Origin of the sequence: Kitasatospora sp. NPDC058218 (assembly GCF_042882445.1) — a bacterium.
GTDB lineage: Bacteria > Actinomycetota > Actinomycetes > Streptomycetales > Streptomycetaceae > Kitasatospora.
On record NZ_JBHVWC010000061.1, the window covers coordinates 22,119 to 48,363 of the forward strand.

22 protein-coding genes are annotated in these 26,245 nt (G+C 74.6%); 14 read left to right on the plus strand and 8 right to left on the minus strand.

The window, feature by feature from the left end; translation table 11 throughout:
• Window position 1 precedes the first annotated feature (1 nt).
• From ACFVYI_RS32245 to ACFVYI_RS32260, 4 genes are all read right to left on the minus strand, one after another.
• Entirely contained in the window at window positions 2-1,201 is a 1,200-nt protein-coding gene (locus ACFVYI_RS32245; protein WP_387892143.1) for a polysaccharide ABC transporter ATP-binding protein, read from the minus strand.
• A complete protein-coding gene (locus tag ACFVYI_RS32250) occupies window positions 1,191-2,096 on the minus strand; it encodes an ABC transporter permease (protein ID WP_387892145.1) in 906 nt (301 codons plus the stop codon). Before ACFVYI_RS32250 ends, ACFVYI_RS32245 begins: the two co-directional genes overlap by 11 nt.
• Window positions 2,097-2,252: 156 nt before the next feature.
• A complete protein-coding gene (locus tag ACFVYI_RS32255; RefSeq protein ID WP_387892146.1) occupies window positions 2,253-2,930 on the minus strand; it encodes a thiol:disulfide interchange protein DsbA/DsbL in 678 nt (225 codons plus the stop codon).
• A 187-nt stretch (window positions 2,931-3,117) separates the two neighbouring features.
• Window positions 3,118-4,230, minus strand: a complete 1,113-nt coding sequence (locus tag ACFVYI_RS32260) for a glycosyltransferase family 4 protein (RefSeq protein ID WP_387892148.1) — start codon at window positions 4,228-4,230, stop codon at window positions 3,118-3,120.
• A gap of 292 nt (window positions 4,231-4,522) precedes the next feature.
• On the opposite strand from ACFVYI_RS32260, the gene ACFVYI_RS32265 reads away from it, so the two are divergent.
• From ACFVYI_RS32265 to ACFVYI_RS32315, 11 genes are all read left to right on the plus strand, one after another.
• Window positions 4,523-5,662, plus strand: coding sequence for a glycosyltransferase family 4 protein (locus ACFVYI_RS32265; RefSeq protein ID WP_387892149.1), 1,140 nt, complete (start codon window positions 4,523-4,525; stop codon window positions 5,660-5,662).
• 328 nt (window positions 5,663-5,990) lie between these two features.
• Window positions 5,991-7,832: a CpsD/CapB family tyrosine-protein kinase gene (locus ACFVYI_RS32270; RefSeq protein ID WP_387892151.1), complete on the plus strand. Its 1,842-nt coding sequence runs from the start codon at window positions 5,991-5,993 to the stop codon at window positions 7,830-7,832.
• Window positions 7,829-8,968, plus strand: a complete 1,140-nt coding sequence (locus ACFVYI_RS32275; RefSeq protein WP_387892153.1) for a glycosyltransferase — start codon at window positions 7,829-7,831, stop codon at window positions 8,966-8,968. The genes ACFVYI_RS32270 and ACFVYI_RS32275 overlap by 4 nt, the downstream gene beginning before the upstream one ends.
• A gap of 68 nt (window positions 8,969-9,036) precedes the next feature.
• Window positions 9,037-10,185: a GNAT family N-acetyltransferase gene (locus tag ACFVYI_RS32280; RefSeq protein WP_387892155.1), complete on the plus strand. Its 1,149-nt coding sequence runs from the start codon at window positions 9,037-9,039 to the stop codon at window positions 10,183-10,185.
• Window positions 10,185-11,846, plus strand: a complete 1,662-nt coding sequence (locus tag ACFVYI_RS32285) for a hypothetical protein (protein WP_387892157.1) — start codon at window positions 10,185-10,187, stop codon at window positions 11,844-11,846. Before ACFVYI_RS32280 ends, ACFVYI_RS32285 begins: the two co-directional genes overlap by 1 nt.
• A complete protein-coding gene (locus tag ACFVYI_RS32290) occupies window positions 11,843-13,036 on the plus strand; it encodes a DegT/DnrJ/EryC1/StrS family aminotransferase (RefSeq protein ID WP_387892159.1) in 1,194 nt (397 codons plus the stop codon). The genes ACFVYI_RS32285 and ACFVYI_RS32290 overlap by 4 nt, the downstream gene beginning before the upstream one ends.
• Window positions 13,037-13,164: 128 nt before the next feature.
• Window positions 13,165-13,620: a large conductance mechanosensitive channel protein MscL gene (gene mscL, locus ACFVYI_RS32295; protein ID WP_387892160.1), complete on the plus strand. Its 456-nt coding sequence runs from the start codon at window positions 13,165-13,167 to the stop codon at window positions 13,618-13,620.
• A 354-nt stretch (window positions 13,621-13,974) separates the two neighbouring features.
• Complete coding sequence (locus ACFVYI_RS32300) at window positions 13,975-14,787, plus strand: DUF6643 family protein (RefSeq protein ID WP_387892162.1); 813 nt, start codon at window positions 13,975-13,977, stop codon at window positions 14,785-14,787.
• A 212-nt stretch (window positions 14,788-14,999) separates the two neighbouring features.
• Window positions 15,000-15,878, plus strand: coding sequence for an MOSC domain-containing protein (locus tag ACFVYI_RS32305; protein WP_387892164.1), 879 nt, complete (start codon window positions 15,000-15,002; stop codon window positions 15,876-15,878).
• A gap of 423 nt (window positions 15,879-16,301) precedes the next feature.
• Window positions 16,302-18,704, plus strand: a complete 2,403-nt coding sequence (locus tag ACFVYI_RS32310; protein WP_387892166.1) for a right-handed parallel beta-helix repeat-containing protein — start codon at window positions 16,302-16,304, stop codon at window positions 18,702-18,704.
• A gap of 96 nt (window positions 18,705-18,800) precedes the next feature.
• A complete protein-coding gene (locus ACFVYI_RS32315; RefSeq protein ID WP_387892168.1) occupies window positions 18,801-19,166 on the plus strand; it encodes a DUF6191 domain-containing protein in 366 nt (121 codons plus the stop codon).
• A gap of 29 nt (window positions 19,167-19,195) precedes the next feature.
• Here ACFVYI_RS32315 and ACFVYI_RS32320 read toward each other — a convergent pair whose 3' ends face one another.
• A complete protein-coding gene (locus ACFVYI_RS32320; protein WP_387892169.1) occupies window positions 19,196-19,792 on the minus strand; it encodes a TetR/AcrR family transcriptional regulator in 597 nt (198 codons plus the stop codon).
• A 118-nt stretch (window positions 19,793-19,910) separates the two neighbouring features.
• Here ACFVYI_RS32320 and ACFVYI_RS32325 point away from each other — a divergent pair, with 118 nt between their 5' ends.
• On the plus strand, window positions 19,911-20,396 hold the full coding sequence (locus ACFVYI_RS32325) for a DUF4267 domain-containing protein (RefSeq protein ID WP_387892171.1): 486 nt from the start codon (window positions 19,911-19,913) through the stop codon (window positions 20,394-20,396).
• Between the two features lie 72 nt (window positions 20,397-20,468).
• Here the strand turns inward: ACFVYI_RS32325 and ACFVYI_RS32330 are convergent, their stop codons facing one another.
• Window positions 20,469-21,587: a PLP-dependent cysteine synthase family protein gene (locus tag ACFVYI_RS32330; RefSeq protein WP_387892173.1), complete on the minus strand. Its 1,119-nt coding sequence runs from the start codon at window positions 21,585-21,587 to the stop codon at window positions 20,469-20,471.
• A 154-nt stretch (window positions 21,588-21,741) separates the two neighbouring features.
• Window positions 21,742-22,923 (minus strand): ROK family protein, encoded by a 1,182-nt coding sequence (locus tag ACFVYI_RS32335; RefSeq protein ID WP_387892204.1) that lies wholly within the window; start codon window positions 22,921-22,923, stop codon window positions 21,742-21,744.
• Between the two features lie 116 nt (window positions 22,924-23,039).
• On the opposite strand from ACFVYI_RS32335, the gene ACFVYI_RS32340 reads away from it, so the two are divergent.
• Both ACFVYI_RS32340 and ACFVYI_RS32345 read left to right on the plus strand, forming a co-directional pair.
• Window positions 23,040-24,341: an MFS transporter gene (locus ACFVYI_RS32340; RefSeq protein ID WP_387892175.1), complete on the plus strand. Its 1,302-nt coding sequence runs from the start codon at window positions 23,040-23,042 to the stop codon at window positions 24,339-24,341.
• A gap of 133 nt (window positions 24,342-24,474) precedes the next feature.
• Entirely contained in the window at window positions 24,475-25,050 is a 576-nt protein-coding gene (locus ACFVYI_RS32345; RefSeq protein WP_387892177.1) for a HutD family protein, read from the plus strand.
• Between the two features lie 140 nt (window positions 25,051-25,190).
• On the opposite strand, the gene ACFVYI_RS32350 is transcribed toward ACFVYI_RS32345, so the two are convergent.
• Entirely contained in the window at window positions 25,191-26,072 is an 882-nt protein-coding gene (locus tag ACFVYI_RS32350; protein WP_387892205.1) for an esterase/lipase family protein, read from the minus strand.
• Between the last annotated feature and the right edge of the window lie 173 nt (window positions 26,073-26,245).

Below are 26,245 nucleotides of genomic sequence, written 5' to 3' on the forward strand. Positions count from 1 at the left end.
GTCACTCCTCCCAGTGGTGCGGGACGAACACCGGCGCGGCCAGGACGACCGCGCGCGGCGGCGAGTCCAGCATCGGTCCGAACACGTCGAACTGGCCGACCGAGTGCCAGCTCATCAGCGTGCCGCCGTCGGTCCGGCCGATGCTGTAGACGCCCGCCCAGAGCGTGTAGCGGCCGCGCGGCAGCGGCAGTCGGGGAATCACGCAGGCGACCTGGTGGTCCTCCCCGGTGAGCCGGACTTCGTGGCTGATCTGGAAGATCGGACTGGAGGTGCCCTCGCTGACGCCCAGGTGCAGGGTGGCGTCGCCCCGGTAGTCGCCGCCGAGGGTCAGCTCGACCGTCATCGGCTCGTCGGTGGTGAGGCTGTCGCGGTCCTCCCCCCGGACGGCGTGCTTGAGCAGTTGCAGCGGTTCGCCGGTGCGGCCGCCGGTCTCCGACTGCGCCTCGATGGAGTCCCGGTAGCCGGCCATCGCCTCCTTGATGCCCGCGTCCACCCGTACCGAGCCCTGCTCCAGCCAGATCCCGCGCCGGCAGATGGACTCCACGGCGGGCAGGTCGTGGGAGACGAAGACGATGGTGGTGCCCTGCTCGGCGACCTCGCGCATCCGGTCCAGGCAGCGCTGCTGGAAGACGGCGTCGCCGACCGCCAACACCTCGTCCACCAGCAGCACATGGGGCTCCAGGTAGGCGGCGACGGCGAAGCCGAGGCGCATCTGCATGCCGGAGGAGTAGAACTTCACCTGCCGGTCGATCGCGCCGCCGAGCCGGGCGAACTCGACGATGTCGTCGAACCGGGTGGCCACCTCGCGACGCCGCAGGCCGAGCAACGCGCCGAACAGGTAGATGTTCTCACGGCCCGTCAGATCCGGGTGGATGCCGGCCCGGATCTCGATCAGGGCACCGATCCGGCCGCGCACGTCGATCACGCCGCCGTACGGGTACATCACCCGGGTCAGCATCTTCAGCAGCGTGGACTTGCCGGAGCCGTTGGAACCGATCAGACCGACCGACTCGCCCGGCTCGATGTGCAGGGTGATGTCGCGCAGCGCCCAGCGCCACTCCTCGCCCTTCTCGCCGCGCAGCCGGCGGGCCATCGAGTCGACCTTGTCACGCAGCAGCATCCGCTGCTGGTCGGCCTTGAAGCGCTTCCACACCTGGTCGGTGCGGATGGTGCCCAGGGGGTGCGCGGGACTAGGCGACATCGGCGATCCCCGTCTCCAGCTTCTTGAACAGCAGGTAGCCGCCGACCAGGAACACCAGCGAGGAGACCGCGGCGATCGAGGTGAGCGCGACGTCCGGCGCGTCGCCGTACAGCAGGGCGCCGCGGTAGCCCTCGATGACGGCGCCCAGCGGGTTGAAGCCGACGTAGATCTCCTGCAGGCGCTGCGGGATCTGCGCCAGCGGGTACGCGACGGGGGTGGCGAACACGCCCATCTGCGTGATGATCGGCAGCAGGTGGCGGACGTCGCGCAGGTAGACGACGGCGACCGAGAGGATCAGCGCGACGCCGTAGGTGAAGGCGAACTGGATGGCCAGCAGCGGCAGCACCCAGAGGAAGGTGGCGGCCGGGGCGGTCCAGAAGATCAGGAAGAGCAGGCCGAGGACGCCGACGCCGATCACCATGTCCACGCTGGCGACCAGCATGGTGGCCAGCGGGAAGACCTCGCGCGGGCAGTACACCTTGTTCAGCAGGCTGAGGTTGTTGGCCAGGCTCAGCGCGCCCTGGTTCATGGTGTTGCTGAAGAACTGCCAGACGATCAGGCCGACGTAGGCGAAGAGCGGGTAGTCCACCGAGCCGGTGTCGATCTTCACGGCACGGTGGAAGACCAGGGTGAAGATGGCGCAGAGCGCCAGCGGGGTCAGCACCGCCCAGGCGAAGCCGAGCACCGCCTGCTTGTAGCGGGCGCGCAGGTCGCGCTCGGCCAGGGCACGCACCAGCTCCCGCGCGCCCCACAGCTCCCGGGCCACCTGCGCGGGGCGCAGCCGGCGTTTGAAGACCAGCTCGGGTGGCGGCCCGTCGGCGACCGCGGGCCGCCTCGACGCGGCCGATGTCTGGCTGTCGCGCTCGTCGACGAGCTGCGCGCGTTGTCCCCCCACGGACCCCTGCCCTCTCCGGTACCGCCGGTATCGAGAAGTGGGCCTGCCACCATGGCAGTTCTCGACCCCGGCGGTGCGGCCCGGCGTCCACTCTGGCACACAGTGTGGTCGCCGGGGGTCGGTTCGGTGAAGGTGATCGGTCGGACCGGAGAGGGGTCAGTGCCGGGGGTTGCGCTGCTGGTCCTGCTCGACCAGCCGGTCGAGGACATCGGGCATCGCCTCGACGCCGCCGGCCCTGGTCGGCGAGGTCCGCTCCTCGCCCTGGACGACCACCGTGGGCAGCTCGTTGATCTGGTACTGGACGAACAGCGCGACGGCGTCCTCGACGCTCCGCTGCACGTCGGCGGAGCGGTAGGCGTCGCGGAAGGCCTGCGGCTCGATGCCCTGGCGCACCGCCCAGTCGGCCGTGGTCTCCTCGGTGGTGAGGTCCTGCTCGTTGGAGTGGATGGCACGGAAGGCGCTGGTCTGCAGGCGCTCGACCAGGCCGAGGCGCTCCAGCGTGTAGTAGAGGCGCGCATGGCCGCGCTGCGCGCGCTCCTCGGGGCTGCCCTGCCAGATCGCGGGCACCCGGCGCAGGTTGACGTCGGCCCGGTGCTTCTCGGCCCAGGCCTGGAGCGGCTGCTCCAGCTGCTGGGAGTGGCCGCAGTCGTACCAGAAGAACTCGACGGCCTCGGTACGGGCGCTCTCGCGCACCGGCTTCAGCTGGTCGACGCGAACGGCCTGAGAGCCCTCGCGGGACGGTTGGTGGGTGGTGGCCGCGCCGGCCTGGACGGGGGACGCGGCGATCCCGGTGGCGACGGCCAGCAGGACGGTGGACCTCAGCAGGGATTTCACACCGCGCAGTGTGACCGTGACGGATCGTCATCGGCCACTCGCCCCGAGGGGGCCGGGCCGGGATTCGCCCGATCGGCGCAGCCCGGCCCGGCGGCCCCGCGCGGGTGCGTGCCCCGGCGGCTCGGCCCGTGCCCGGCTGCGGGCCCGGCTGCGGGCCCGGACGGCTCCGGCCCGTGCGCACCTCCGGTCAGCGGCCCCACAGCTCGGTGAAGAGCCGCTGCCAGGCGTCGGTCACCACGCCGAGTTCGCAGTGCTCCAGCACGTGCTCGCGGGCGGCCGCGCCGAGCGCCGCCCGGTCACCGGCCAGCACCTTGGCCAGCGCCTCGGCGAGCGCGATCGGGTCGCCGGGGGCGACCAGCGCGCCGGTGACGCCGTCGCGAACCACCGAGCGGACCCAGCCGACGTCGGTGGCGACGGCGGGCAGCCCGGCCAGCGCCGCCTCGATCAGGACGCCGGGCACGCCCTCGCTGTCGCTGGTGAGCAGCAGGGCGTCGGCGGCCCGGTAGAGCGGGGCCGGGTCGGCGAGGGTGCCGAGGAACTGGGCCCGGGCGGCGGCCGGATGCCCTTCCAGGGCGGCGCGCCGCGGACCGTCACCGGCCACCGCGAGCCGGACGTCGGGCAGCCGGTCCAGTGCGTCGAGGGCGAGGTCGAGCCGCTTCTCGGGGGCGATCGCGCCGATCCAGGCGACCAGCAGGCCGTCGACGGGCAGGCCGAGCGCCTGGCGCGCGGCGCGCCGGTCGGCCTCGCCCTGCGCGGGCGGGTAGCGGTCGGCGGAGCGGGCGTTGGGGATGGTGCGGACCTTGCCGGCGGGCAGCCTGAAGTGCTCCTGCAGGAGGGTGCGGGCCTCGTCGGCGAGCGCGGTGACCGCGGCCGCGCGGTGCAGCAGGGCGCCGGTGCGCAGCCGGCGCAGCGGGCTCGCCGTCCAGTGCCGGGGGTCGCCGATGGAGACGTAGACGAACGGGGTGCGGGTGCCGGCCAGGGCGAGGGCACAGGCGGGGAGGGTGGCGGAGCCGTGCGCGACGACCAGGTCGGCGGTGCGGGCGGCGGAGCGGAGGGCGCGCAGGGTGGCGGGGTGCAGGCGGGCGGGGCCGAGCACCGTGGTGGCGAGGGTGTCGGGCGCGTCGGGGGCGGCGTCGGGGTGCGGGGCGAGGGCGCGCAGGGCGGAGGCCTGGCCCCGGCGGCGCAGTTCCCGGTGGAGGTCCCGGGCGAGGTTCTGGGCGCCGCGGCGGCGCGGGTCGGTTATCACGTGCAGGATGCGGGGGCGGGTTCCGGCCGTCTTCGCCGGCGTCGCGTCGGGCATGGGGACGACCTTGGCACAGGGGGAAGCGCGGGGCAGCCCCTTCGCGCAACCCGGCGGTGGCCCGTGCGCCAGCGCGGGTACCCCTGTCGGGCTCCGGACGGGCGCCGTCGTACGCCGCCCGCGTCGGTCGCGCGCCCCGGTACGCGCCCCCGGCCGCTCCGGGCGGCGGGAGGGCTCCTGGCCGAATACCTGGCGGTCGGGCGCCGCCACCTGCGATGCTGATCGGCAGTCAGGGTGCCGGCCGTCATGGGAGACCGGCCGCGCCCAGGAGGGCGGGGGTTGGCCTGTGCATGTGCTCTATGTGATCGACAGCGTGAGCCGGGTCGGCGGGGCCGAGCAGGGTCTGGTGGCGATGGCCCCCCAACTGGTGCGGGCCGGGGTGAAGCTGGACGTCGCGTACCTCAAGGACTCGCCCGGCGGCTTCCAGCCGGAGCTGACCGAAGCCGGTGCCGACGTGTTCGGGGTCGGCCGGGCCACCCGGGGGCGGACCGTCACCGCGCTGCGCAGGCTGGTCCGCGAGCGCCGCCCGGATCTCGTCCACACCACCCTGTACGAGTCGGACGTGCTCGGCCGGGCGGCCGCGCTGTCGGCCCGTACGCCGGTGGTCTCCAGTCTGGTCAACTCGGCGTACGGGCCCGAGCACCTCAACGCGCGCGGCCTCAGCCCCTGGAAGGTGCGGGCCGCGCAGGCGGTGGACGCCGCGACCGCCCAGGGCACCCGCCGGTTCCACGCGCTGACCCGGCACGTCGCCGGCGCGATGGCGCAGCGGCTGCGGGTGCCGCGGGAGCGGATCGACGTGGTGCCGCGCGGGCGCGACCCGGAGCTGCTGGGCGTCGTCACCCCGGAGCGCCGGGCCGCCGTCCGGGCCGCGCTGGGCCTGCCGCAGGACGCGCCGGTGGTGCTCGCGGCGGCTCGCCAGCAGTACCAGAAGGGCCTGGACGTGCTGCTGGAGGCGTGGCCGGCGGTCCTGCGGGCCGAGCCGGACGCGGTCCTGCTGCTGGCCGGCAGCGAGGGCACCGAGACGGACCGGCTGACGGCGCTCGCCGGGGCGACGGGCAGCGTGCGCTTCCTCGGGCCGCGCGGCGACGTCTTCGACCTGATGGCCGCGTCCGACGCGTTCGCCGTGCCGTCCCGCTGGGAGGGGCTGGGCAGCGCGGCGATGGAGGCGATGGGTGTCGGCGTGCCGCTGGTCTGCGCGGACGTCCCGGCACTGCGCGAGACGGTGGGTTCGGAGGACTACGCCCGGCTGGTGCCGGCGGAGCAGCCGGGCGCGTTGGCGACGGCCCTCGTCGACACCCTGGAGGACCGGGCGTCGGCCCGGGTGCGGGCGAAGGCCGCGCGGGCGCGGTTCCTGACCTCGTTCACCCTGCATCAGGTGTCGGCCCAGATGGTCGAGTTCTACGAACGCTCGCTGCGGCTGAGGACGATCTGACGGGATCCGACCGCTCACGGCCGACTCCCGGTCACCGGGCGGGCCCAGTATCGCCAAAGCGGTTGCGCCGCACGTCGCGGCTCGGCAAGCATCGCAGGGAGACCGGCGGGCGGGGGCCGGTGCGCGGGCGTGGCCGGGCCGTTGCACCCCGGCCGGCGCCGCCCCGCCGCGGGGAAGCGAGTCGTCAGGGGGGCGAGTTGCGACATCGGGCGAGGGATTCCACCGGGCCGAGAGCGCGGCGCGGGACAGACAGCAGCACCCGGACCGCCGCGCTCCCGACGGGAGCCCAACAGCACCACCGCACCACGAACGCGAGGGGATCCGACCGGTGGAACCGGCAAACCACTTCACCGTCCTGCGGCGGTACTGGCGGCTGCTCGTCGGCTGCACGCTCGCCGCACTCGTCGTCGGCTGGCTGCTGACCCCCACCGGTGACACGGTGGACAACGCCAAATGGAAGTGCAAGGTCGCCATCACGCCGGTCGCGGGGGCCGGCGACACCGTGCGGGCCGACCAGGTGCTCTCCTACGCGCAGGGCTCGGACGTCGCGACGGCGGCGGCCCGGCAACTCGGCATCGCCGACGCGGCGGCGGTGATCGCCCGCCGGACCGTGACGGCCGACAGCGCCCAGATGCTCTCGATCGCCACCACCGGGCCGACCCAGCAGTCCTGCTCCGACCTGGCGGCCGCCTACTCGGCCGCGATCATCAAGGGTTTCAGCGACGAGTCCGCCAAGAGCGCCGCCGAGACCGTCAAGAAGCTGCAGGCCCAGGCGGACGCCCAGCAGAAGCAGCTCGACGACATCCAGCAGCAGTTCAACCGTTCCTCGGCCGGCGACCAGCCCAAGCTCCAGCCCAAACTGACCGCCGCGTCCACCTCGCTGACCGCGACGCTCACCGCGATCAGCAAGCTGCAGAACGGCGCCCAGACCGACGCCATCCAGCAATGGGGCAGCATCGACGCCCGGCAGAGCGCCGGCAACCTCCTCTCCTCCCCCAGCCGGAGCGTGCGGCTGGGCCTGGCGGTCGCGCTCGGGCTCGGCCTCGGCGTCGTCGCCGCGCTGATGCTCAGCCGGATGGACACCCGGCTGCGCACCCGCAACGCCGTCGAGGAGGGGTTCAACCTGCCGGTGATCGGCGAGGTGCCGCAACTCTCGCGCCGGCTGCGGCGGTTGCGGGAGCCGCTGGTCCGCGCCCGCCCCTCGGACCCGGCCGCCGAGGCGTACCGGTCGCTGCGCTCCACGCTGCTGCTCACCGGTCCGGACGCGCTCGGGCGCTCGGCCGCCGGCCGCACCGAATGGGAGCGCGCGGAGCTCGCCCCGCGCCGACTCGCCGATCCGGCACCGGTGGTCCTGGTCGCTTCCGGCAGCAGCGGTGACGGGCGGACCACCACCGTCGCCAACCTGGCCGCCGCGCTCGCCGAGACCGGGCGCGAAGTCCTCGTCCTGGACTGCGACTTCCGCCACCCGCAGCTGCACGCCCACCTCGGCGTGGGCGGCGGCCCCGGGATGGCCGAACTGCTCAGCGGCGAGCAGCTCGGCGAGCTGGACGAGCTGATCCGGCCGACCAACGTCGCGGGCGTCTCGCTGATCACCGGCGGCAACACCACCGCCTACCCGGCCGCGCTGGTGCTGCGCGCCGCCGAAGTCCTGCGCCGGGCCCGCCGGTACGCCGACGTCATCCTGGTGGACACCTCGCCGCTGCTGCACGCCAACGACGCGTACGACCTCGTCCAGCACGCCGACGCGGTGCTGGTCACCGTGCGCAGCGGCAATGTGACCCCCGAACAGGCCGACCGGGTGGCCGAGTTGCTCTCCCGGACCGGCGTGCCGGTGGCCGGGGTGGCGCTGCTCGCCAGCTTCGGACCGGCCGGGCGGCGACGGCGCTCCACGGCGGGCGGCGGTCCGGCGGCACCGGGCGGCCGGGCGGCCCTGCCGCGCGCGGCCGCACCCCTGTCGCCGTCCCCGCCCCCGTCCCCGGACCGGGGCACCGAGCGGGGCGCGGAGCGGACAGCGCCGAGCTGGGCCCGGCGCGACGCCCTCGCCCCGGGGCGCAACGGCACCGGCGCCGCCGGACCGGGCCTCCACGGCCACGGCCACGGCCCCGATGCCGGCGCGGCCGACGGCGACCCGACCGGAGCCGCCCTGCTGCGCGAGGCGGAGGAGCGATGACCGGGCGTACCCGGGTGCTCTGGCTGGCCAAGGGCCTCGGCCGCGGGGGCGCCGAACAGCTGCTGCTCAACTGCGCCCGCCACGTGGACGGTTCACGCTACGAGGTCGAGGTCGCGTACGTGCTGCCCTGGAAGGACGCGCTCGCCCCGGCGCTCACCGAGGCCGGGGTGCGGGTGCACTGCCTGGGCGGCGCGCCGGGCACTCCCGGCCGGGCCGACCCGCGCTGGCCGCTGCGCCTGCGCCGGCTGCTCGCCGAGCGTCGCTACGGCCTGGTGCACACCCACATGCCCGTTCCGGCCACCGCCGCCCGGCTGCTCTCGTACGGGCTCGGCGGCGCGGGATCGCCACGGCTGGTCCACACCGAGCACAACGTCTGGGACCGCTACCGCCCGGCCACCCGCTGGGCCAACGCGCTGACGTACCGGCGCAACGACGCGGTGGTCGCGGTCTCGCACGCCGTCGAGCGGACCATCCCGGCCGCCCGCCGCCGCCCCGGCGCCTGGGTGCACGTGGTGCACCACGGGCCGGACCTGGCCGGCGCCCCGCAGGGGCCGGAAGCCCGGGCCGCCGCCCGGGCCGAACTCGGGCTGCCGCATGACGCGTTCGTGGTCGGCACCGTCGGCAACCTGACACCGAAGAAGGACCAGGCCACGCTGCTCGCCGCCCACGCCCGGCTGCGCCCGCACCACCCGCGGGCCCGGCTGGTGCTGATCGGCGCCGGACCGCTGGAGAGCCGACTGCGCGCCCACGCGGACGAGTTGGGCGTGACCGACAGCGTCCTGTTCGCCGGCTCGCGCCCGGACGTCCCGGCGCTGCTGCCCGGCCTGGACGTCTTCACCCTGAGCTCCCGCCAGGAGGGCCTGCCGGTCGCCCTGATGGAGGCGATGACCAGCGGTCTGCCGGCCGTCGTCACCCGGGTGGGCGGCATGCCGGAGGTGCTGGACGACGGCGACCAGGGCCTCCTGGTGGAGCCGGGCGATCCGGCCGCCCTGGCCGCCGCCCTCGGCCGGCTGGCCGACGACCGGGAGCTGCGCGAGCGCCTCGGCGCGGCGGCCCGGGAGCGCGCCGCCCGCTTCGACGTCGCGGGCGCCCAACGGGCCGTCGAGGCGGTGTACGAGCAGGTCCTGCGGCGCTGAGGCGCCGTGTCGACACCCCCGTCGATCCCCCGAAGGCTCCTATCACCGAACGGAGAGCGAGTCCGGACGTGAGTGCCCTGCCCGCCCCTGCCGAGCTGACCTTCCGCCCGCTCGCGGAGGCCGACCTCCCGGCGGTGCTCGACCTGCTGACCGCCTCCCTGGCCGGCGGCCCGACCGGCACCCGCACCGCCGACTTCTTCACCTGGAAGCACCGTCTGGGGCCCTTCGGCGCCAGCCCCGGCCTGGTCGCCGAGACCCCGGACGGGCGGCTCGCGGGCGTGCGGCTCTTCCTGCGCTGGCAGTGGCACGAGGGCCTCACCGGCCGCACCGTCACCGCCGTCCGGCCGGTGGACACCGCCACCCACCCGGACTTCCAGGGCCGCGGGATCTTCCGCCGACTCACCCTGGACCTACTCGAACAGATCTCCGGTCAGGCCGAGTTGGTGTTCAACACGCCCAACGGCAACAGCCTGCCCGGGTACCGGAAGATGGGGTGGCAGGAGCTCGGCCGGGTGCCGGTGGCACTGCGCCCGGTCCGCCCTGCCGCCTTCGCCCGCGGGGTGCGGGCGGCGTTGGCCCGCACCCCGGCCGGCGCGGCCGCACCACCGGTCTGCGAGCTGCCGACCGCCCGGTCGTGGTTCGCCGACCAACCGGCGGACGCCGGCCCGACCGACGACCCGACCGGGGCCCCGAACGGCTCGAACAGCTTGATCGACGGCTCGACCGGCACGGCCGGCCCGACGACCGACGGCCCTGTAGCCGAGCTGCTGCGCGAGCGGGCCGCCGCCGACCGGGCCGATCCACGGCTGGCCGTCCTGCGCACCCCGGAGTTCCTGCGCTGGCGCTACGGCGAGGCCCCCGGCCTGGACTACCGGGTCCTCACCTGCCACCGGGGCGGCGAGCTGACCGGTCTGGCCATCGGCCGGCCACGCCGGCGCGGCCCGCTCGCCGAGTTCACCCTCGCCGACGTGCTGGTCCGCCCCGGCGACCGGGACAGCGCGGCCCGGCTGCTGCGCGCCGCCGCCCGCGAGTCCGGCTGCGACCACGTCGCGACCCACCTCTCCCCCGGCACCGAGGCCGCCGCCGCGGCGCTGCGCGCCGGCTATCTGCGGGCCCCCCGCACCGGGCTGACACTGGCCGCCCGCACCCCGGCGGGCCGGACCGAACTGGCACTGTCCGACTGGCGGTTCACCCTCGGCGACCTGGAGGTCTTCTGATGGCCCGGTCGGCTCCGGCCCGGGCCGCACGGAGCCGTGCGCCGGCGCGGCCGTCCGCCGTCGCGGCCCTCCGGGACCGGGTTCCCTGGCCGTCCGCCGTCGCCGCCACGCTGGTGACGGGCTACGTCACACTCTTCGTCGTCGCCATGGTGCACACCTCGTACGACACCTGGGGCGCGCTGCTGATCCTGCCGGTGCTGATGGCCGTCGGCACCCCGCTCCTGGCCCGGATCGCCGCCGCCAACCCCGAGCGGGACGTGTTCCGCCTGCTGATGCTGGCCATGACCGCCAAGCTGCTCTGCGCCTTCCCCCGCTACCTGATGGCCTTCGTGCTGTACGGCGGGGCGGCCGACGCCAAGATGTACCACCAGAAGGGCGCCGAGCTCGCCGCCTACCTGGACCAGGCCGACCTCCTCGCCGGCGTCCACTACGACCTCGGGATGAAGGTCGCCGGCACCGGCTTCGTCATCATCGTGACCGGTGTGGTCTACGCGATCACCGGTCCGTCGCTGATCGGCGGCTTCCTGGTCTTCTCCTGGCTGGGCTTCTGGGGCCTGCTGCTGTTCTGGCGGGCCCTGCAGATCGCCTTCCCCGAGGCGGACACCCGCAAGTACGCCAAGCTGGTCTTCTTCCTGCCCTCGCTGCTGTTCTGGCCGTCCAGCATCGGCAAGGACGCCTGGATGATGTTCTGCCTGGGCCTGACCACCTACGGCACCGCCCGGCTGCTGGACCGCCGGTTCGGCGCCTTCGCCTGCATCGCGCTCGGCTCGCTCGGCACCGCGATGGTCCGCCCGCACGTCACCGCGCTCGCCGGGGCCGGGCTGATGGTCGCCTACGTGCTGCGCAAGCGCCCGCAGCAGGCCAGCGCGCTCGGGCCGCTGCGGACCATCCTGACCGCGGTGGTGCTGGGCGCGATGGCGGTGCTGATGCTCCAACAGGTCTCCACCTTCTTCGGCACCGACGGCACCGGCGGGGACGCCGTCAACCAGGTGCTCTCGGAGACCTCGCGGCGCACCAGCCAGGGCAACTCGATGATCAGCGCGACCGCCCCCGAGGACGCCGCGCCCAAGTTCAGCCTGAATCCGGCGGGGCTGCCGGTCGCCGTGGTCAGCGTGCTCTTCCGGCCGTTCCCGTTCGAGGCGTCCAACATCCAGAACCTGATCCAGTCGGTGGAGTGCTTCGCGCTGCTGGTGATGTTCATCCGCAGCTGGCCGCGGCTGACCCGGCTGCCCCGGCTGTTCGTGCAGCGCTCGTACCTCGCCTTCACCGCCGTCTACACCCTGCTGTTCTGCTGGGCCTTCTCGACCATCAACAACATGGGCATCCTGTCGCGCGAGCGCGTCCAGGTCCTGCCCCTGGTCCTGGTCCTGCTGGTCGTCCCGGCCGCCTCCACCGCCCGAGGGGCCCCCGAGCGCCGGCCGCCGCCGGTCTGGCGGGTCGCGCCGGGCCAGTGGGGCGGGCGCCGGCGGCCGCCCGAAGCCCACCCCGTCCGCACCGGCGGGCCGGGATCCGACGGAGCGTCACCGATCCGGTCGCCCGTCCGGTCACCGGCACAGTCACCGGCCCGGTCACCGGCCCGGTCACCGGCCCGGTCACCGGTCCAGTCGCCGACGCAGTCACCGACCCAGTCACCGACCCAGGGGGGATCCACCACGCCATGACCACCGACACCCTTGCCCTGCCCGCCGCCCTCGGCGGCACGCCCGCCTTCCCGGAGGGCCTGCCGCTCACCCGCGTCCAGGTCCCCGACCGCGCCGCCCTGCTGGAGCGGCTCGGCACCGTACTGGACAGCGGGCAGCTGACCAACGGCCGGACCGTCGCCGAGCTGGAGGAGACCGCCGCCAAGCTGCTGGACGTGCCGCACGTGGTGGCCGTCTCCAACTGCACCGCCGGCCTGATGCTGGTGCTCCAGGCGGCCGGCGTCGCCGACGGCCGGCCGGTGGTGATGCCCGGTTTCACCTTCTCCGCCACCGCCCACGCCGCGCACTGGGCCGGCGGCACCCCGGTGTTCGCCGAGGCCCGCGAGCAGGACATCACCCTGGACCCGGAGGACGCCGCCGCCCGGCTCGCCGCCGCCGACCGCCCGGCCGCGCTGATGGCCACTCATGTGTACGGCACGCCCTGCCAGGTGGAGCGCCTCCAGGAGGTCGCAGACGCGGCCGGCGTCCCCCTGGTGTACGACTCGGCGCACGGGTTCGGCAGCAGCCGGCGCGGCGTGCCGATCGGCAACTTCGGCTACGCCGAGGTGTTCTCGATGAGCCCCACCAAGGTCGCGGTGGCCGGCGAGGGCGGCCTGGTCGCCACCCGGGACGCCGCCCTCGCGGCACGGTTGCGCACCGCCCGCGACTACGGCAACCCGGGCGACTACGACACACTCTTCCCCGGTCTGAATGCCCGAATGAGCGAGCTGCACGCCGCCGTCGGTCTCAACTGGCTGGGCGGCCTGCCCGAAAGGGTGGCCCGGCGGGGCACACTCGTCGCCGAGTTCGCCGCCGCGACCGCCGGGCTGCCGGGGCTGCGCCTGGCCCTGCCGGAGGAGGGCGACGTCTCCACCTTCAAGGACCTCACGCTCATCCTGGATGCCGCGGCCTTCGGGCTCACCGCTCGCCAACTCGCGGACGCACTGCGGGCGGAGGGCATCGACTCGCGTCGCTACTTCCACCCGCCGGTGCAGCGCCAGCGGGCGTACGCCCACCTCGGCCAGGCCGAGTCGCTCCCGCTGACCGACCGGCTGGCGGACTCGGTGCTGACGGTGCCGCTCTGGACCCAGATGGACGCGCCCACGGTGCGTCGGATCGCCGGGGCGGTGGTCCGGATCCAGCCGTACGCGGAGCGTCTGCGCGCCGCCTGACCGGACCCCGCCCCGTTAGGCAGATCGGGTGAACGCGGTTGGACCGCGGGCACGCCCGGTCGGCAGGATGTCCGGCCGGGGCCCGCGGTCCCATCTCACCCTCCCCCGTACGGATTTGGAGTCACCCGGTGCTCAAGGGATTCCGCAGCTTCCTGCTGCGCGGAAACGTCGTGGACCTCGCGGTCGGCATCGTCATCGGTGCGGCGTTCACCGCTGTCGTCACCGGATTCGTCACGGCCTTCCTGACCCCGCTCATCGGGGTCGCGACCGGCGCCGTCGGCGACTTCACCCAGAAGACCTTCGCGGTGGCCGGCACCAACTTCCCGTACGGCGTCTTCGTGAACGCGCTGATCAGCTTCGTGCTGGTGGCCGCGGTGATCTACTTCATCGTGGTGGTCCCGGTCAGCCGACTGCAGTCGAGGCTGGACGGCGCCAAGCCCGCCCCGGTGGCCAAGGCGGACTGCCCGGAGTGCCTGAGCCCGATCCCGGTGGCGGCGGTACGCTGCTCGTTCTGCACCTCGGAGGTGGCCGGTCGCCCGGGCTTCCCGGCGCAGGCCGTGCCGACCCCGGCACAGGCGCGCTGACCTCGGGTTCTGTCGCCCCGAGCAGCCTCACGGGAACTTTATCCCCGAAACATTCACGAGCCCTCGCCGCTCCGTCGGCGGGGGCTCGAATGCGCCAGCGCACGCCCTGACGGCAAAAGTTTCTTCGGCCGTCCCCGAACCGTCCACCGGCCCGTCATCGCAAGGGGCTTCACCCGCCCAGTCCGGGCTCCGTTCGAGCGCGTACCCCCGCCCGGCGCTGGCCTGAAGTCGCCGCCGGAATGTCCGTTCTTCATACTTTCGAAACTTTTGTGCGAGCGAAGACTGTGTAAACACTCGAACTGCTCGGCCTCCCACTCTCCTCAGCAGGCGCATTGTGGGCTTACCGTATGCCCCATGACCTCGCCCCGCTCCTACGACGGAGTCGGCTACCCCCCTCCGTCCTTCTCCTCCGGCACGCCCATCTACGACAGCCTCGTCGCAGAGCGCGGTGTTCCGCAGATCGCACCCATCAACGTGCCGGCCGCCCTGCCGCCGGCTCTCTCGTCCGGTTACGGATCCGGCCTCGGCCCGTCCTACGAGAACCGGTACGCGCCCGGGTACGACACCCCCGGCAGCAACCTCCCCGCGCTGCCGCCCGCGCGCCTCGCCCTGGGCCCCGGCCCGAGCAGCGCTCCCTCCGCCGGCCCCTCCACGGCGTACATCCCGGCGCAGCCCGCGCCGGCGTACGCTGCCGCGCCGCAGCCTCCCGCCCCCGGCTACGGCGGCCCCCAGCCGTACCTGTCCGGGCAGCGGCCGCAGGCTCCCGCCCCCGGCTTCTCGCAGGCCACCGGCGGCGGCTACCAGCCCTCCGGCGGCCAGAGCTTTGGCGGCCAGAACACCTTCGTCGGCGCCGGCCAAGGCGGCCAGCAGACCTTCGGCGCGCAGCCGCTGGGCACCCCCGGCTCCTTCGGCGGCCAGCCGAACGCCGCCGGCCAGCAGCACGGCGGTCCGCAGAGCTTCGGCGGCCAGCAGTCCTTCGGCGGCCCGGGCCAGGCCGGTTCCGGCTTCCAGGGCCACGGCGGCGAGCAGGGCTTCGGCGGCGCCCAGCTGCGCCCGGCCGTCGCCCCGGTCGCGCCGATCCGCCCGATGCAGCCGCAGCGCCCGGGCCCGTACGGCGAGCCCGGCCAGTTCCAGCAGGGCTACCAGCCGCAGGGGCAGGGCTACTGACCGACACCTCCGGGCCGGCCCCACCCGGCCCCACCCACAGCACCTGAGCACCACCCCGACGCCATCCCGCGCCGGGCGTACGGAGAAACGGGTCATCCACGGACCGCCCGGACCGCCACCCCCACGGCGGCCGGGCGGTCCGTGCGCGTACGGGGTCCGGCGGAGCCGGGGCGGGGGCCAGGTCGTCCGCGGAGAGCTGGCAGGATGGAAGCATGCTGCTCACCGGACTCCACGTCTACCCCGTCAAGTCGATGTACCGCCTGAGCCCCGAGCACGCCCAGGTCGAGCCGTGGGGACTGGCCGGTGACCGGCGCTGGATGCTGGCGGACGCCACCGGACGCTTCGTCAGCCAGCGCGACCGCACCGCCCTCGGCCAGATCCGCGTCGAACCCACCGCCGACGGCGGGCTTGCGCTCACCGCCCCCGGCGGCTCCCGGATCGAGGTCCCGGCCCCCGCCGTCGCCGTCGGCGACCAGCTCGCCGAGGTCGAGGTCTGGGGCACCCGGTTCCACGCCGCCGAAGCCGTCAAGGAGGCCCAGCTCTGGATCGCCGAGCACGTGGGCGACTACCGGCTGGTGCACCTGGACGACCCCCGGGCGCGCCCGGTCGACCCGTCCTTCGGCGCGCCCGGCGACACCGTCTCGATGGCCGACGGCTTCCCGCTGCTGCTCACCACCACCGCCTCGCTGGACCGGCTCAACGCCCTGATCGCGCAGGAGCACCCCGAGAGCCACGAGACGCTCCCGATGGACCGGTTCCGCCCCAACGTGATCGTCTCCGGCAGCGAGCCGTGGGCCGAGGACGGCTGGCGCCGGATCCGGATCGGCGAGCTGACCTTCAGGGTGGTCAAGCCCTGCGGGCGCTGCGTGGTCACCACCACCGACCAGGAGAGCGGCGAACGGCGCGGCCCCGAACCGCTGCGCACGCTGGCCCGGCACCACCGGCTGCTGAAGAAGGCGGCGTTCGGGCAGAACCTGATCCCCGAGCGCCCGGCCGGTGTCGAGGGCGACGTGCTCGGCACGCTCCGCCTCGGCGACGAGGTCGAGGTGCTGGAGGGCGGCGCGCACTGGCCGGCGGACGAGCGGGTGTGAGCCGGGGGCGCCCGCGTACGGTGGGCGCCCCCCTGCCGCTGTCGCCGGCGGGCCGTCGGTACGCGGACCGTCGTCGCCTCCACCGACCGCTCCTGGGCGCTCGGCAGGCCTGGTCCGGGGCGGCCGCCGCAGGGATCCGACCTCCTCGGGTGCGTCGGGTGCCGCGGCCGTCGCCACCTGCGCCGCCGTGTCCACCAGCGCGTACGGCGCTGTCCCGGCAGGCGAGTGCGGCGCCGCGTTCGGAACCCGAACTGTGCGCGCTCGTTGAAACATGTGGTGAACACGAAACGGTCCCCGGCCGGGCCCGACGGGCGGCGGCCGGACCACCCGCGCGAGCGCGCTACGGTGGGCGGGCCGCCCGCGCACCCCGCGCGTACGGCCCGTTGATCGCCGGCTCGACGAAGGTGGGGACGACAGACCGTCATGGCTGAGCACAGGGTCCGAGTCACCCAGGACAGCGCATCCCGCTGGCGTCGCCGCGCCGGTGAGTACGACACCCTCGCGGAAGCCCTCGCGGCCGCCGAACCGGGTGACACCGTGACCGTCCGGCCGGGCACCTTCCGGGAGAACCTGGTCCTGGACAAACCGGTCACGGTCATCCCGGCGCAGGGCCCCGGCACGGTCCGGATCGACCCGCCGAGCGGGGTACCGCTGACCGTCACGGCCGCCGCCACCGTCCGCGACCTGGTGATCGAGGGCAGCGACAGCTCCCTCCCGGCCGTGCTGGTCACCGGCCCGGAGGCGACGCCCGCGCTCAGCGGCTGCCGGGTGGAAACCCGCTCGGCCACCGGGATCGAGGTCACCGACGGGGCCCGGCCCACCCTGCGCGGGTGCGTGGTCAGCAACCCCACCGGGCTGGGCCTGCGGCTGCGCGGCGAGGGCACCGCCGCGGCCTTCGAGGACTGCGAGGTCGCCGCCGCCGGACAGGCCGGGCTGGCCGTGCTCGGCGGCGCCACCGCCGCGCTGGAACGCTGCCGGGTCCACCACGCGACCGGCGCCGGGGTGCTCCTCACCGACCCGGGCAGCGCCGCCGAGCTGACCGGCTGCGAGATCTACGAGATCCGCGGCAGCGGCGTCCAGGCCGAGGCCCATGCCGGCGGGCGGCTGGTCGACTGCGACATCCACCGGGTCACCGGCAACGGGATCACCCTGGACGGCGAGGCCGAACTCGTCCTGACCGGCTGCCGGGTGCACGACCTGCCGGAGAACGGCGCCGACCTGCGCGGCCGGGCCCGGCTCACCCTGGCCAACAGCACCGTGCGGGACTTCGGGCGCGGCGCGCTCTCGGTCTGGGACCAGGGCACCGAGGCCACCGCCGAGTCCTGCGAGATCCACAGCTCGACCGGCGAGTACCCGGCGCTGTGGGTCAGCGACGGCGCCCGGCTCACCCTCACCGACTGCTCGCTGCACGACCTGCCGGACGCGCTCTTCGTGCTGGACCGCGACTCCGCCGCCACCGCCGAGGGCTGTTCGTTCAGCCGGATCCGCAGTTCGGCCGTCTCGGTCAGCGGCGGCGCCGGGGTGACGCTGAGCGGCTGCCGGGTCCAGGAGGCGGGCACCGGGCTCTGGTTCCGCGACCACGGCAGCGGCGGGCTGCTCACCGACTGCGAGATCTCCGACGTCGCCACCGGCGTGATCGTCACCAAGGGCGCCGACCCCGTCCTGCGCGACTGCACCGTCCGGGCCAGCTCGGACGCCGGCGTCTACGTCTCGGCCCAGGGCCGGGGCACCTTCGAGGACTGCCGGGTCTCGCACGGCAAGGGCTTCGGCTTCCACATCATCGACGGCTGCCGGACCGTCCTGACCCGCTGCCGGGCCGAGCAGAACGAACGGGCCGGCTTCGAGTTCTCCGAGCCCGGCCCGGTGGTGGAGGCCTGCACCTCGGACGACGTCGTCCCGGCCGCCCCCGCGGCCGACCTGCCGGCCCCCCGGTCCGCCCGGGCCGCCCAACTGACCACCACGGCACCGGCGTTGACCGCACCCTCGGCGATCGGGCCGATCCCGGACTGCCGACCCGCCGACGAGGCGCTGGCCGAACTCGACGCGCTGGTGGGCCTGGCCACCGTCAAGCAGGAGGTCCGGACCCTGATCGACCTGATCGCGGTCGGGCGCCGCCGCCGGCAGGCCGGGCTGAAGGCCCCCTCGCTCCGCCGCCACCTCGTCTTCACCGGCGCCCCCGGCACCGGAAAGACCACGGTGGCCCGGCTCTACGGCGAGATCCTGGCCTCGCTCGGAGTGCTCCAGCGCGGACACCTGGTCGAGGTGGCCCGGGTCGACCTGGTCGGCGAGCACATCGGATCCACCGCGATCCGCACCGCGGCCGCCTTCGACCGGGCGCGCGGCGGGGTGCTCTTCATCGACGAGGCGTACGCGCTGGCACCCGAGGACGGCGCCCGGGACTTCGGCCGCGAGGCGATCGACACCCTGGTCAAACTGATGGAGGACCACCGGGACGAAGTGGTGGTCATCGTGGCCGGTTACACCGTCGAGATGGAACGCTTCCTCTCCGCCAACCCCGGTGTGTCCTCCCGCTTCTCCCGCACCGTCACCTTTCCCGACTACACCGCGGACGAGCTGCTGGAGATCGCCCGCGCGCAGTGCGCCGAACACGAGTACGCGCTGGCCGAGGCCACCGAGGGCGCGCTGCTCCAGCACTTCGGCACCCTGGAGCGCGGCCCCAACTTCGGCAACGGGCGCACCGCCCGACAGGTCTTCGAGACCATGGTGGAACGGCACGCCATGCGGGTCGCCCAGCTCGCGGATCCGTCCACCGAGGAGCTCCAACTGCTCGTGCCCGCCGACCTGCCGGGGGCCCGGCTGCCCTGACCGGGGCGGGGCAGGAACGGGACCGCCGGAGGGGGCGGGGCCGGGGCGGCGGCGCGGACGGGGAACTCACGCCCGGCCGAGGGCCGTTGGGCCGGCATGAGCATGCTTCTCACCGGCGCTGCGGGCGGCCTGCTGCTGCCGGCCGGCCTGGTCGTGGCGTTCTTCCTCGGCGCGGTCACCCGCCGGCTGCTCGCCCGGCCCGCAGGTGGGCCGGGCGCCCTTCACCCGGGCCGCGGTCGCCCCCGCCCCGGCGAACGGGGCGCCGGAGCGACGGCCACCGAGGAACTGCACGCGCTGCTCTATCCGAGCAAGCGCGTGCAGTTGGAACAGCGCCGGATCGAGCTGGTGCTGCGGGACGACCAGCACGACGGCGCACCGAAACGCACCGGCATCGACCTCGCGGGCGGCACGGCGGTGATCCGCCGGGCGGGCGGCGAGGGCGCGGACCGGGCGGGCGGCTGAGCCGGTACCGCCGGGCTGCCGGTACGCCCTCAGCGGCGCTCCGGGGCCGCCTCCTTCCCCAGCATCCGCTCCACCAGCAGCTCCAGGCGGTACTCCGCGTGCTCCGGTCGGAGCCGACCGCTCCGACCGAGGGTGGCCAGGCCGTGCAGGGCCGCCCAGACCACCTCGGTGAAGGGTTCCGGATCCTCGGCCCCGGCCACCTCGGCGACCGGTCCGGCGAGGGCGGCGAAGCCCTCCTTCAGCGGGGCGGGTGAGTCCGGGCGCCCGAACGGCAGGTCCGTCGCCAGGGTGAACATGGCGTCGTAGAGCGCCGGGTTGACCGCCGCGAACGCCAGGTAGCGTCCCGCGACAGCACGGAAGGCCTCGACCGGCCCGTCCGTCTTCCGGGTGGCCGCCCGCAGGTCGGCGGCGAGCTCCGCGAAGCCCTCCAGCGCGACGGCGGCCACGATCGCGTCCTTGCCGGCGAAATGGCTGTAGAGCACGGGCTGGCTGTACTCGATCCGCTCGGCCAGCCGACGGGTCGTCACCGCCTCCCAGCCCTCGGCCTCCGCCAGCTCACGGGCAATTCGAATGATCAGCTGATGCCGCTCGGCGCGTTCGCGCTCGCGGCGCTCCTGGATTGACATGCCATCGATCCTAGCAGCGCTAGACAGACGAGCAGTGAACGCGCTAGCTTCGTTCCCGTTCCTAGCAGCGCTAGCAGTCAGTGCAGCGCAAGCCTCACGGATCCAAGGGGGATTCACCATGTCCGGCACCAGCACCGCAGCCACCGCCAGCACCGCAGCCATCGCCCGCCCGTCCGCCGCCCCGGCGGCCACCGGCTCCGTCCGTCGACGGATCGCCACCGGCCTGACCGTGCTGATCGCACTCGGGATCGGCTACGTGGGCGTCAGCTACCTGTTCGCCCCGGAGAGCACCGCCTCCGGTTTCGGCCTGCCCGAGTGGCCGCGCGGCGAGGCCGCCGAGTTCCTCTCCACCAAGGGCATCCGGGACCTCGCCTCCGGCATCGCCCCGCTCGTCCTGCTCGTCACCGGCCGGCGGCGGGCCCTCGGCTGGCTGCTGCTGGTCGACGCGCTCATCCCGCTGAACGACGCCGTCACCGTGCTGACCCACCACGGCTCGACGGCCACCGCCTTCGGCGTCCACGGCGCGGCGGCCGCCGTCGTCGCGGTGACCGCCGCACTGCTGCTGACCGAGCGCCGGCCCGCCCCGCACGCCCTCACCGCCTGACCGCCCAGGCCCGGCACCCGGCGCCGGAAGCGGCACCGGGCCGTGAACGGTCGACCTCCGGCGCGGGCCGGGTCAGCCGGTCCAGGCCGCGCCGGCCAGGAACGACTCCAGGTGGGCGCGGTAGGGCGCGATGTCGATCCGCTCACCGGCCAGCCAGTCGTCCGAGTAGTACTTGTCGAGGTACCGGTCCCCCGGGTCGCAGATCAGGGTGACCACGCTGCCCCGCTCCCCCGCCGCCCGCATCTCGGCGACGATCTTCAGCGCGCTCCACAGCCCCGTCCCGGTGGAGGCGCCGGCCTTCTTGCCGAGCATCTGCTCCAGCACCCGCACGGCGGCGACCGAGGCGGCGTCCGGGACCTTCATCATCCGGTCGATCGCCCCGGGCACGAAGCTCGGCTCCATCCGGGGCCGCCCGATCCCCTCGATCCGCGACCCGCTCTCGCAGACCGCGTCCGGATCGTGGCCGACCCAGCCCTCGAAGAAGCAGGAGTTCTCCGGGTCGGCGACGCAGATCCGGGTGTCGTACTGCATGTAGTGCACGTACCGGGCGATGGTCGCCGAGGTGCCGCCCGTCCCGGCGGTGGCGACGATCCAGGCCGGCTCGGGGTGCGGCTCCAGGCGCAGCTGCGCGAACATCGACTCGGCGATGTTGTTGTTGCCCCGCCAGTCGGTGGCCCGCTCGGCGTAGGTGAACTGGTCCATGTAGTGGCCACCGGTCTCCTCGGCGAGCCGGGCGGAGGCCGCGTACACCTCGTCGGAGCGCTCGACCAGATGACACTCGCCGCCGTGGAACTCGATCAGGTCGATCTTGGCCTGGCTGGTGGACTTGGCCATCACGGCGATGAACGGCACGCCGATCAGCTGGGCGAAGTAGGCCTCGGAGACGGCGGTGGAGCCGCTGGACGCCTCGATCACCGGCTTGCCGGGGCGGATCCAGCCGTTGCAGAGCCCGTACAGGAACAGCGAGCGGGCCAGCCGGTGCTTCAACGAGCCGGTGGGGTGGGTGGATTCGTCCTTGAGGTACAGGTCGATGCCCCAGTCGACGGGGAGCGGGAAGCGGAGCAGGTGGGTGTCGGCCGAGCGGTTGGCGTCGGCGTGGACCTTGCGCACCGCCTCCTTGAGCCAGCTCCGGTAGGCCGCGTCGGAGCGGTCCACATCGTCGGTCCGTTCGGCACTCAGCTGGGCACCCATGGTCACTCTCCTCGCTCGAACCCCCCTCTTGCTCACTACGAGTGTATGAGAGTCACGATAAGTGACGGTTTTCGCAGCCCCAGCTTCCGCTTATCCGCCGGTCCGGCGATCGCCCCGGCCGTCGGCGGACCGCCCCGGCCGGCACCCCGCGCCGCTACGCGCCCGCCTGCACCGACTGCGGGTCCGCCAGGTACGGCCGCCAGGCGAGTTCGGCCGCACCCGCCAGCGCGCTGTGCGCCAGCTCGGCGCCGATGATCGGCACCCGGCCGCTGCGCCCCCAGAGGCTGCGCTCGGCGACCACCGCGCGCAACCGGTCCGGCGCGGCCTCCAGCAGGTCCAGGTGCAGTCCGCTGAGCACCACCCGGTCCGGGTTGAGGATGTTGGCGACACCGGCCAGTCCGAGGCCGAGCCGGTCGATGACGTGCTCGACGGCCGCCCGCGCCCGCTCGTCGGTGGCGGCGGCGTGGCAGAGCTCGCGGGCCTGGTCGAGCAGCGGGCGGTCCGGCGCGGGGGTGATCCCGGCCGCGGCGAACAGCGCGTCCGGGTCGGTCTCGGAGTTGAGGCAGCCCCGGTTGCCGCACTGGCAGGGGCGGCCCTGCGGGTCGACGGTGAGGTGGCCGACCTCCAGCGCGAGCCCGGCGCTGCCGGTGTGCAGCCGGCCGTCGATCACCAGCGCGCCACCGACGCCGCGGTGACCGGAGGTGACCAGCAGCAGGTGGCGGGCGCCCCGGCCGGCGCCGTGCCGGTACTCGGCGAGGGCGGCGAGGTTGGCGTCGTTGGCGATGGAGGTGGGCAGCGGGTCGAGCGCGAGCGGTCCGTTGTCCGCGCGGCCGACCTCGACGTCGTACAGGTCGGCGACGGGCGTGCCGCTGGGCCAGGCGAAGTGCAGGGCGGCGAGCGCGGTGCCGTCCGGTTCGGTGACCGGATTGGGCAGCGCGAGGGCGGCACCGAGGCAGCGGCGGCCGCCCTCGCGGGCCAGTTCGGCGCCGGCCTCGGCGACGGCGCGCAGCATCCGGACCGGGTCGGTGGCGGCGGGCAGCGGCCGGTGCACCGGCGGTTCGAGCAGTCCGCCGAGCCCGGCGAGGGTGACGCTCAGTCCGTCGGCGTGGATCTGGCCGGCGATCACGACCGGGCCCGCGGGGTCGATGGCCAGCCGGTGCGACGGGCGTCCCCGGCCGCCGCCGGCCGGCCTGGAGTCGACGGTGATCAGGCCGAGCGCCTCCAGCTCCGCGGTGACCGCGCCGGCCGTGGCCCGGGTGACGTCCAGCGCGCGGGTGAGCGCCGAACGGGTGGGGGTCTGGCCGGTGTGGATGAGCGAGAGCGCCGGGCCGAGCAGCGTGCGGCCGCGGTCGGGGGCCGAGCGGCGGTGGGCGTCGCGCTGGGCGTCGTGGTCGGCCGCGGCGCCGGGCTTCGGACTTGATGGAGTGAGCTGCACGCCCCTATTGTTACTTTGTGCCGCTCCGAAACAAAATCCGCGCCCATGACCGACTCGACCGGCCGTCCTCCCAGTCTCGCAGCACTCCGGGTGCGTCCGACACCCCTTGGGGTGCCGCGCGGCTCGCGCTCACCGCTTTCTTCGCCGTCGACGGCTTCCTCTTCGCCGCCTGGGTGGTCCGCATCCCGGACATCCGCAGCCAGGTCAGCGCCTCCCACAGCGCGCTCGGGCTCGCACTGCTCTGCGTCTCGGCCGGCGCCGTCGCCACCATGCCCCTGGTCGGCCGGCTCTGCCTCCGCTACGGCTCGCGGCCGGTCACCGTCGGCTCGCTGGCGCTGCTCGCCCTCGCCGTCCCGCTGCCCGCCCACGCCCACTCGGTGGCGGCGCTCGGCGGCGTCCTACTGCTCTTCGGGGCGGGGTACGGCGGCGCCAACGTCGCGATGAACAGCGCCGCCGTCGACCTGGTGGCCCAGCTCCGACGCCCGGTGATGCCCAGCTTCCACGCCGGGTACAGCCTCGGCGGCCTGGTCGGCGCGGGCGTCGGCGGACTGCTCGCCGGCACCCTGACCACCGCGTGGGCCCTGGGTCTGAGCGGCCTGCTGGGCCTGGCCGTCACGGTGGGCGCCGGCGTCGTCCTGCTCCGCGGCCCGGCCGCGCCGGTCGTCGCGCCCGGCCGCGCGGCCGCCTCCTCCACCGCCTCCGACGGTCCGCCCTCCACCGCCGCCTCCACTGCCTCCGACGCGCCCTCCCCCGTCGCGCGCACGGAGTCGGCCCGGGTGCCGCACGCCCGGGTGCTCGTCCTGCTGCTCGGCCTCACCGCGCTCTGCTGCGCCTACGGCGAGGGCGCCATCGCGGACTGGACCACCCTGCACCTCACCGACGACGTCCACGCCAGTGCCGGCACCGCGGCCGCCGGCTACGCCGCGTACGCCTTCGCGATGACCAGCGGCCGGGTCGGTGGCACCTGGCTCTCCATCAGGCTGGGGCAGACCCGGGTGATGGTCGTCGGAGGCCTCACCGCCGCGGCCGGCATGCTGCTCGCCGCCCTCGCGCCGTCGGCCCCGCTCGCGCTGACCGGGTTCGTGCTGGTCGGCCTCGGCCTGGCCAACATCTTCCCGCTGGCCATCGCCCGGGCCGGCGCCGCCGGCGGCCCGCAGGGCGTCGCCCTCGCCTCCACCCTCGGCTACGGCGGCATGCTGATCGGCCCACCGGTGATCGGCTTCCTCGCCGACGCCGTCGGCCTCCCGCTCGCGCTCACCACGGTCGCCCTCGCCGCCGTGCTCGCCGCGCTCCTCCCCCTCACCGCCCGCAGGCGCTGACGACCCGCGTCCCCCGTCGAGGCACCCCGGTCCGCCTCGCCCGTCCACCCACCGCACCGGAGGTCCTCCGGGAGCGCCGGATCGAGGTGGTCCTGCTCCGCTGCCCCGCCCGACGCCGTGGCAGGATGCCGCCATGACGACGAGCGGGCGGATCCAGGTACTGCGGGCGGGTGAGCGCCCGGCGACGGCGTGGCTCAACGGGGGCGGGGTGACCAGGGAGGTCGCCGGGTTCCCCACCGGGGCCGGGCTGGACGCCTTCGACTGGCGGGTCAGCCTCGCCGACGTCGCCTCCGCCGGGCCGTTCTCCGCGTTCCCCGGTGTCGACCGGGTGATCACCCTGGTCGACGGCCCCGGCATGGCCCTGACCGTCGACGGTGTCGAGCACCTCGTCGACACCCCGTTCCGCCCGTTCGCGTTCTCCGGCGAAGCCGACACCGGGTGCCGGCTGCTCGACGGTCCGGTGGTGGACTTCAACGTGATGACCCGGCGCGGGCGCACCACCGCCGAGCTCGCGCTGGCCACCGGACCGCGCGAGGTGGACGTCCCGGCCGGCGGCACCGTCCTGCTGGTCTGCCTGGCCGGCGGCGCCGTCGTCGGCGACACCGCCCTGGAGCGCTACGACGCCGCCCTGCTGGACGAGCCCGGCCCGTACGAGCTGCGGCCCGACGGCGTGACCGCCACCGTCACCTTCCGCACGCCGCACGCCTGACGCCACGCCCGTACACCCGCCAGCGCGCCCGCCCGTCACCGCGCCTGCCCGTCACCACGCTTCGCCCGCCGAAACGCCGCTGCACAGGAAGTCGGACCCGCCGACTTCCTGTGCAGCCCTCGGCCACCCGCGACCGGGTGTCAGCCGCAGTACACCGGGGACGCGTGGGCCGGGTCGAGTGCGTTGGCGACCAGGTGCAGCGCGGTCGGCGAGAACGCGATGGCCACGTGCTCGGCGAGCGAGAGCGGGCAACGGTCCTGCAGGACGACGTTGTTCACTTTCGCCCCGCTGAGGAACTGCGTCCGGTACGGCGTGACGACCTCGTCGTACACGGTCGCGATCACCGTGTAGGTGACGCCGGGCACGGTGTCCGCCGCCGTGGCCATCTTCCGGTTGAAGTCGGAGTCCACCACCTGGTCCTTGCACGCCGCGCAGACCGTGTAGATCAGATCGGCCACCCCGGGGAAGTACGGGGCGAGGTTGGCGATGCCGGAGAGCGTCGTCCCGTGGTTGGAGGGCGCCAGACCGATCAACTTGTCGACCTTCGCCGCTCCCCCGAGGAACTTCACGTAGTAGTTCGGGAGCATGCCGCCCTGGGAGTGGCCGACCAGGTCGACCTTGGCCGCGCCGGTCGCGCCGCGCACCAGGTCCACGAAGCGGCCGAGCTGGGCGGCGGACTCGGCGGCCGGGCCGAGACCGCCGATCGGCAGCAGCAGACCGCTGCCGGAGGAGGTGATGCCGGGGACCATGCCGTAGTCCAGGGCGAAGACGCAGTAGCCCTGGCTCTTCAGCAGTGGCGAGAGCGCGAGCCAGTTCTCGTAGCGGTTGGCGAAGGTGCCGTGCACCAGGACCACCGGGTTGGGGTGCGCCGCCGTCGGCTTGCAGGACCAGTCGTTGGCTCCCGGCGGCGAGGCCACCGAGTCACCGTCCGGGGGCAGTTGAGCCGCCGTACCGGACGCGGTGGGGGTCGCGTCCGGTGCGGCGGCGGCGTGCGCGGCGGCGGCTGGAGCACCGGCGAGCAGCGCGCCGGCCAGCAGGGCCGAGCCGAGCGCTCCGAGGAGTCTGCGGCGCAGCGGCCCTGCGGAGTAGCGGAGAAGTGGGGTTCTCAACTGTTGCCTCCACAGCGGAAGTTTGTTACCAACAGGTAACCCGAGTGCCTCCATCATGCGGTCGCCCCTCCGACCCGGCCCTTGGG